General features: G+C 53.6%; 6 protein-coding genes. 2 read left to right on the top strand and 4 right to left on the bottom strand.

What is annotated here, in order from left to right; translation table 11 throughout:
• Positions 1 to 52: 52 nt before the first annotated feature.
• The 3 genes from HK28_RS06785 to HK28_RS14480 all read right to left on the bottom strand — a co-directional run bounded on the left by HK28_RS06785 (position 53) and on the right by HK28_RS14480 (position 4,200).
• Entirely contained in the window at positions 53 to 757 is a 705-nt protein-coding gene (locus tag HK28_RS06785; protein WP_086643849.1) for an IS6 family transposase, read from the bottom strand.
• 102 nt (positions 758 to 859) lie between these two features.
• Positions 860 to 2,902: a TonB-dependent receptor family protein gene (locus HK28_RS06780; RefSeq protein ID WP_369823613.1), complete on the bottom strand. Its 2,043-nt coding sequence runs from the start codon at positions 2,900 to 2,902 to the stop codon at positions 860 to 862.
• A gap of 1,088 nt (positions 2,903 to 3,990) precedes the next feature.
• A complete protein-coding gene (locus HK28_RS14480) occupies positions 3,991 to 4,200 on the bottom strand; it encodes a transposase (RefSeq protein WP_086643847.1) in 210 nt (69 codons plus the stop codon).
• Between the two features lie 537 nt (positions 4,201 to 4,737).
• On the opposite strand from HK28_RS14480, the gene HK28_RS06770 reads away from it, so the two are divergent.
• On the top strand, positions 4,738 to 5,871 hold the full coding sequence (locus tag HK28_RS06770; RefSeq protein WP_198945825.1) for an alpha-hydroxy acid oxidase: 1,134 nt from the start codon (positions 4,738 to 4,740) through the stop codon (positions 5,869 to 5,871).
• A gap of 2 nt (positions 5,872 to 5,873) precedes the next feature.
• Here the strand turns inward: HK28_RS06770 and HK28_RS13970 are convergent, their stop codons facing one another.
• Positions 5,874 to 6,353: a hypothetical protein gene (locus tag HK28_RS13970; RefSeq protein WP_158093413.1), complete on the bottom strand. Its 480-nt coding sequence runs from the start codon at positions 6,351 to 6,353 to the stop codon at positions 5,874 to 5,876.
• 324 nt (positions 6,354 to 6,677) lie between these two features.
• Here HK28_RS13970 and HK28_RS06760 point away from each other — a divergent pair.
• Positions 6,678 to 7,849 (top strand): IS3 family transposase gene (locus HK28_RS06760; RefSeq protein WP_369823612.1). Its coding sequence is split into 2 segments (ribosomal slippage): positions 6,678 to 6,951 and positions 6,951 to 7,849, totalling 1,173 coding nucleotides; the frame shifts between segments, so codons are not numbered across the junction.
• Positions 7,850 to 8,274 lie beyond the last annotated feature (425 nt).

The following is an 8,274-nucleotide window of genomic DNA, read 5'->3' as shown; positions in this document are numbered from 1 at the left end:
GGTGCTGTCACGTTAACTTTGGCATTTTGAGTTACCGGTTGGCGTGACTTTTTCAGGCGCGGAGTGCGGTGGCGTTATTCCATTGGGCAAATGCCCTGACCCGCTGGATGTACCGGGAGAGGGCGTTGTCGATGGAGCGGGGCGCGACGAAGAGGTTACGGACGGCGGAAAAGACGGAGACGAAACGCTGACAGCCTCCCGGGGATCGGAATTTTTGCATGACGCGTTCGCGCTTTCGTAGCGGCAAGTGTGAATTTTCCGCCCTGTTGTTAAGCCCTTTGTGAGAGCGGTGCTCCACGCCCGGCATGACCTGGCGTCTGGCCGCCCCGTATGATTTCAACCTGTCGGTGATCATCCTTTGGGGACGAGCGCCCTGCTTCTTCAACAATCGGGTCAGGAGGCGTCTCGCGGCCTTCGTGTTGCGCCGCGCCTGAAGGATTTCGTCGAGAACGTAACCGTCCTGATCAACGGCCCGCCACAGCCAGTGCGGCCTGCCGCCGATCACAATCCGGACTTCGTCGAGATGCCAGATGTCTCCGCGCCTCGCCGACTTTCGGCGCAGCCTGCGCGCATACGGCGCCCCGAATTTCAGGCTCCACCGGCGGATCGTCTCATACGAAACGACAATCCCGCGTTCGAGCAGCATCTCCTCGATCAGCCGAAAGCTCAGCGGGAACCGGAAATACAGCCACACCGCGTGCCCGATGATCTCACGCGGAAAACGATGTCGTTTGTAGCTCACATATCCGGCGCTCATGCCGCAAAACTATCACGCCCCACTTAACGTGACAGCACCTCCACGTCTCGTCCTATCCAACAAATTCCGGAACAAACACCGGCAAGACACGTGTTCTCGATATCATTCAAATCCCACGTCTATTCCGGCGAAGATGCCGAAGCCATCACCTGGCATTTCTGCAGCAGCATCACCATGCGTAGCCGTATAGACAGGAATTACAGCTGTTGCATAATGCTTATTGGCAAGGTTATGGAGTTGAAGATAAACGCGGCGGCTCTTTTGCGGCCAGAGATAACCAAATGTGAGGTTATAGATATGATAAGGTGCTGATTTTGCCTTGTTGTCGTACGTTGCATAGATTGATGACGCTACTTCTACATCTACTGAAGAATAGAAGCCATTTTTGAAGTCTGCATGTAGCTGCGCTTGATAGAAATGCTCGGGGATGCCAGGCAGCCTATTATGGCCGAAATTTGGATCGTGGTTATAGCGAAAATTCTGATACGTATAAGCATGCATGAGATATATCTCATTACCGTCCCATTTGAATATTTTATGACTCAGTCCCAGCTCTACCCCCTGATGAGTTGTAGGAGAAGCGTTGCTGAGAACAGATGTATTATAAAGCGCAGACGTAGCTGTCATAACGGACAGCAGTTCATTGCGTACAGACGAATGGTAATATGAAATACTCCAATGTTGACCTTTGAAAGTACCTTCACTTCCAATTTCAAACGTCGTCGCTGTCTGAGGCTTGAGTCTTTGAAAACCCTCATTTAAACCCTTAGCAGGCCCGCTCTGATATTGTGTCCCGGAGAGGATGTCGTAGTCTGTCGGAGGCTGCACGCTGCGAGTAACGTTGCCGTAAATGCGGATATCAGGCGTAATTTGATATCGAAATCCACCGCGTGGGGCAAAATAAAGTGGATTGATACCAAAATGATTTTGAACGGGATATGTTGTTGAGCCGCTCCGGGGAGAGTAACTTAAAGCGCCTCCCGTAGTCAACCAAACGTTTTTTAATACTTCTGTGTCATTGCTCACATGGAATACAGTGTTGCTTCCCCATCTCAACCAGCGATTGACAAGGGTACCCATCGGAAGGCCATAAGCGGAATATGCAGAAGGTGATCTGACGCGATAGTTGTAAACATTATTCCCGACGTTGACTGTCGTATAGACGCCAATAGTCGTGTTGCTTTTGTGTCCTGAAAAATTATCCTTCCGAGTGTAATTTATAATCCCACTTGCCGCAATTACGTTCATAGGCAACCTGAGAGTTGCAAGATGGTGATCCATTGGGGCGTCGATATAAGTAAACCCCAACTCAAGGTCCGACTTGCCATCGACGCGAATTCTTGTCCGATTTCCAAAATACTTAGTTCCCGGCAATTCTGTATACGTATTCGTATATCCGACGCGCGCCTGTCGCGGATTCGTAGCAATTTGCGCCCGCGTCAAATAATTTGGCTGACCCTCAAAGGACTGTCGATATCGAAAAAAGAAACGGGTATCGACCGAATCGTTAAACTTGTAGCCATAGTTAAAATTGACTCCGAAATTCGAAACTTTCGTGTTTTGCTGGTAACCCGATCGATATGAATTAGTAACACTAATGTAGTAGTCAGATTTCCCTATCACCTTGCCCGATGAGAGCTGTTCCTTGACATAACCGAAGCTTCCAGCCTCTATGCGCGCCTGATATGTTTTTGCTTCGTAACCAGTGAGGGTGTGGAGGTTGATCGCGCCTCCCAGTTGGAGCGATCCAACGTCAAAACCATTTCCACCACGAAAAATCTCAATATACTGCAGCCCCAGGGGCTCCAGCAACTCGCTTGGCGTGCCCCCAGTCCTTGAAGCAGGAAGATCATCTATAAGAATGAGGGTGCCGACACGGCCGGAGCCTGTTCCGCTCTGGATTCCAGACCCGCGCATCGATAGATGGACGTCGTTATCGCCTGTTGCCGCTGGCGCGTAGACGCCGGGCTGAAATGCCAGCCAATCACCGATGCTTGCGGTGCGTTGTCTCAGAATCATCTTTGAATCTACGACGCTTGTGCCTCCAGGTACGGACACAAGTCGAGCCGCTGCACGACGGACAGAGGACCTGCCCGTAACACGGACGTCCTCTGCGTCTGTGGCCCGAGCGCCGCCATGGTACATGCCTTCCATGTCATCGTGGTTTGGCTTAGGTGCAGTTGCTCTTAAATTACTTTCACCACGACCCCGAAGTGCAGGCGCAGCTCCCGAATGCGGCTGGAGCGACGATGAACGAAAGTGGTGATGACCGGAAATCTCGGTCTTATCCAGACTTTGTGCTTGAGCACAGCGGATACTCTCAAGCGAGGTAGATATCATTGTAAGAACGAGAATTTTATGAATATTGCGCCGACGGATTCGATTTGCAAATACGCATCTGATTTGAAACACGAAAAATTCCCTTATAGATACGTAAAGATGCCCCACTCCCGAGAGCGAAACAGAGTAGCGATTACGGATCTTTAATTTGCGAGAGATACTTCGTTCAATTGATTATTGCTCAGGGAAAGATTGACTTCGTAAAATAGATCGCGCCTATCAACGTCGTGGCAGCTGAAATATGGGGAACGTCGCGCGAGGATGTGTGGCGTATAGCATAGTGTCGATCAAGCGCACGAAAATTTCTCCGTTGGGGCACACACTCACGACGTAGGCGTGATGCTTGCCGTTCTTACGTGACATGGAAACTCACGATGCCACCGTAGGAGCGGACCAGGCTCCATTCAGGCGACCCAGATCATGGTTGCTGCTGGAGCACGTCCATTGAACTACGAATCATGAGGTACAACGCAGAGTCTAAATTGTGATTCACCATTTCCATTGAAGGACGCCGCGGCGGTGCGAGCATTGAGCGGCGATTTACGGGAGCGGGTTCTGAAAGCCAGTGCAACAGGTGGGTCAGCCCGTTCAGTGGCGAGTCGGTTCGGGATCGGCGTTTTGGCGGCGATTGCCGCCCCACAGTCTGGCCTTCAAGCAATGCAGATGCTCTGGTGCGTAATGAACCTGACCGCCTGTGATAATGAACCATACGGCCGACTCGGGACGTCGGTTAGCATGTGGATCCTGCTGGTCAATCCACCTCAGGAATGCCGGAGCGCCCGATTTTACGCCCCTTTTCCGGTTGCCACGTGCTGGTGGGCGCGGACGATGTTGTTGTCGATCATTAGATACTCGTTGTCGCGATTGGCGAGCAGCGCGGTGAACACCAGCTCTCACATGCAGGTATGGTGCCAGCGGCTGAAACGCCGGTGGACCGTCTTCCAGTTTTCATAACGTTCAGGAAGAGCGCACCGATAGGCGCCGGATCGCAATACCCACAGACATCCGTTTACGAACAGACAGTTATCCGATCCTATCCGCCCCGGATCACCCGCTATCCCAGGTAACAGACCCCTAGTCTGGCACCATCGCGCAGTGACCAATTCTTACTGCCTGGTCCCCATCATTCGCCCCGCACTTCAAAACGGAGACCTATGAATCAGCGATTAACCTATGTGGAAATCCTGAATTTCAATTGGGCCTAAATTACACACCGGATTTAAATTTGGCTCACATATTGAGCGCGGAAAAGGAATGAGTAAAAAATTTAAATTTGAACATTCTGCCAACAGAATGAAGAAAGCCAGCACGTTCATGTCTCATGAAGGAGGATTTCGCTTCCCGTCGTGATCACTGGCGTCCTCGGGCGATCGGCGGCGTCGGAGGATTTTGTGCGCGGGCGGTGCCGCCGGCGACTCCACACGGTCGCCTCGCATTAATTTACCCATCACCGATGAGATCTTTGCCAGTTGTGACCCAGTCTGAGATCATAAAACCTTGTGTCGCGCGATGTCGTTTTGGCCCGTGACACCTTGATTCGTAACGAGCAGGTGTTCGTTGATGGTGAGCGATTTATTAGTAATGCTGTAAAGTTGCTCCGGTGGAAATTGGTGTTCGTCCAACTCTAGAGAGAATTTGCTTTGATTGCTCATCTTCTCAATACAGACGACTTTCGTATTAGGGCCAGGAAACGTCTCCCGAAAGGTCTTTTTGACTATCTAGATAGGGGAACAGAAGATGAGCGCGGTCTAGAGCGTAACAGGCGTGCTTTCGATCAAATAAAAATAGTCCCATCTTTTCTAAAAAATGTATCAAATCGCAGGATAGATACGACGATCCTGGATACGAATTGGCGAGCTCCTCTGGCTGTGGCGCCGACGGCCCTTGCCGGCCTTGTCTGGCCTGAAGGAGAGCAGGCGATGGCGCGTGCGGCTTCGCGCGTGGGGGTCCCTGTCTGCGTATCAACTATGTCGGTCGCGCCCATTGAGGACATTGCGGCTGCCTCTACCTCGCCGCCGTGGTTCCAGCTTTATGTATGGGATGATCGAGAGGCCACTTATGGACTGATCAATCGCGTAAAGTCCGTGGGCGTGGAAGTCTTGGTAGTAACCGTGGATGGACCGGTGAACGGTAATCGCGAATACAACATCCGGAATGGATTCGGGTTTCCATTCCAGCCCTCTGCGAAAGCGCTTTTAGATATCGCGCGCCACCCGTCCTGGACGATTTCTGTATTGGGCCGTCAGGTTGTTTACCGGAAGGGTATCGCGTTACCGCATTTCCCGGAAGGGCGTCAAAGAGGGGCAATCTGCACAACCGCATCTCTTACGTGGGATGACATACGGACATTGCGAGGGCTGTGGCGGGGGAAACTGCTTCTTAAAGGAATTCTTCATCCAGCGGATGCACAGTTTGCCCGAAAAGTTGGTGTGGACGGCATCATCGTATCCAATCACGGTGCCCGCAATCTGGATTCCGCGCCATCGCCGTTGGAAATGCTGCCTACTATCGCGAACGAGAACGGCGATGAAATTGCGATTCTTCTCGATAGCGGTATTCGCCGCGGAAGTGATATCTTCAAGGCACTCGCGTGCGGCGCGCATGGCGTCATGGTTGGGCGTGCCCCGTTATGGGGACTTGCCGCGGGCGGTGAGCAAGGAGCTTACGATATCCTTTGTCTTCTTCTGCGAGAGCTCGATAGAACGATGGGTCACGCCGGGTGCTGCGACCTGAACGATGTCGATCAGTCTCGGCTCGTCTTCGATGATACGTGATGTCAGACGGAAACGGCTGAACGACGCACCGTGTATTCCGGGTCGGAGAGATTGGAACCGGACGCTGGGAAGGCGGACGTGTTTCGATTGGCGTGCTTTATGACGCCATGCGTGTCGTTGGCGAAACGCGGTGGGTTGAGAGTCATGTCGGCGCCAGAGTCGATGCAACACACCTTAAGGCACACCGGACATCGACGTCCCTGCTCAGAAAGGGGCTTTTCGCCGGCATATCGGGCGAACCAAAGCTGGTCTGAACTCAAAGCTTCACGCCATGTGCGATGGTCAGGCCCGACCTGTCCGCCTTCATCTGACAGCAGGGCAGTGACTTCAGACGCGCAGACGCGCTGCTGGCAGATCTCCCCGACGAGACAGAAGAAGTCATCGGTGATCGGGGATACGACAGCAACTGCATCGGACGCAGTCTCGCTGTGCGGGACATTACCGCCTTTGCCCCCAGAAAACGAACCAGAAATCAAAGCCACCTTACAGTTGGCATCTGTATAAAAATTGCCATTTGATTAAGACATTTTCACAAAGCTGAAAGACTGACGACGTACAGCAACCAGATATGGCTGCTGCGCTCATACTTTCATGTCCGCAATCTGTCAGTCGCCAAAAGATTTGGGACTGTGGACGGCGTGAGATAACGGAGACTGTGGTCCATCTCTTATGATTTTTAGGCGACGCGCTGCTGATGAAACAAGCGCCGTTTCTGTATTGTGGTTCGTTTGATGCGCTGGTCTGCCCTGGAAAAATGGGTCCAATTCTGAAGAGAGTCCTGCGGGACGTGAGGAAAGGACGAGACGATGGGTCGACAGAGATTTACGCCGGAGCAGATCATTGCGAAGCTACGTGAGATTGAGGTTCTGGTTGGGCGGGGTGCGACGGCGGTGGAGGCTTGCCGTCAGGCTGGGATTGCCGAGCAGACGCTGTATCGTTGGCGCAAGGAATATGGCGGCCTGAAAGTTGATCAGGCGCGTCGGATGAAGGAACTGGAACGGGAGAATACCCGGCTGAAGAAGCTTGTCGCGGATCTGGCGCTGGACAAGGCGATCCTGCAGGAGGCATCGAAGCTGACTTTTTGAGCCCCTCCCGTCGCCGGGACGCGATCGGGCGCGTCCGCCGGGTTCTGCCGGTATCGGAACGGCGCGCCTGCCGCGTGCTGGGTCAGCATCGTTCGACGCAGCGTCACAAGCTGAAGGACGATGCTGTTGAGCAGCGTTTGACGGCTGACATTATAGCCCTGGCGACAGATTACGGTCGGTATGGCTATCGGCGCATCCATGCCCTGCTGGAAAATTCAGGATGGCAGGTCAGCCGGTCGGTCGTTGAGCGGATCTGGCGGCGGGAGGGTCTCAAGGTGCCGCAAAGGCAGCCAAAACGACGACGCCTGTGGCTGAGTGACGGATCGTGCATCCGGTTGCGGCCACTCCGTGAAAACCATGTCTGGTCGTATGATTTTGTCGAGGATCGGACGCAGGACGGGCGAAAATTCCGTATGCTGAACGTGATCGACGAATTCAGCCGGAAGTGTCTGGCGCTGGTGCCGCTGAGGCGCTTTCGGTCGCCTGACGTCATCGACGTTCTGGCCGATCTGTTTATCGAACACGGGGCCCCGGACCATATCCGGTCGGACAATGGTCCTGAGTTCGTCGCCCATGCCGTGCGGAACTGGTTGGGGCGATTGGGCGTGACGACCCTGTATATCGAGCCCGGAAGCCCCTGGGAAAATGGATACATCGAGAGCTTCAATGCCCGCTTGCGGGATGAACTGCTGAACGGGGAGATCTTCTACAGCATCGAGGAGGTGCGTTGCGTCACTGCCTGGTGGCGGGAGCATTTCAACACCACGCGCCCGCACAGCAGCCTAGGCTACCGACCACCAGCACCCGAGACAATCGCATTTCCAGCATGGCCGCTCGGCGCCGCTACGCGGCACCTCACGCCCATGCTGGAAATCGAAAGGCGCATCGGCTAACTATGCAACCGGACCAATCAGTGCAGGCAGTCCAGACGATTTTCAGAACATCATTTCCTCTGAGGCAAGCACATTGAGCCCTTGTACGGGGAATGTTCCCACATCCGGAGAGGTTCCGAGGGCTTTGTATCGTAGCTGGTTGTATAGGATTCACGAAGTGCAGCATGCCTTGTAGCGTGCATGCAGCTCCCCTGCATCCTCTGATCGACAGCACGGGATCGAGGTCGACTCACAAGGCGAATGGCACGGCCGATGGAGCAGTTATCATCGCCTCAGCCGGATCGAGACTAATATGCACTGTATCTAGCTGTTGGACCAGTGTCTCACAGCATGGGATTTCGAACCCCGGTTCCTGGGGGCCCAACCCGTTCCGTTAGCCTAGGCTCAGGACTCATTCTTTAAGATAGAAGATGAAGCTTGCTGCG

The sequence above is a fragment of the Acetobacter sp. DsW_063 genome, from assembly GCF_002153745.1.
Lineage (GTDB): Bacteria > Pseudomonadota > Alphaproteobacteria > Acetobacterales > Acetobacteraceae > Acetobacter.
This window is presented reverse-complemented; position numbering and strand designations above follow the sequence as displayed.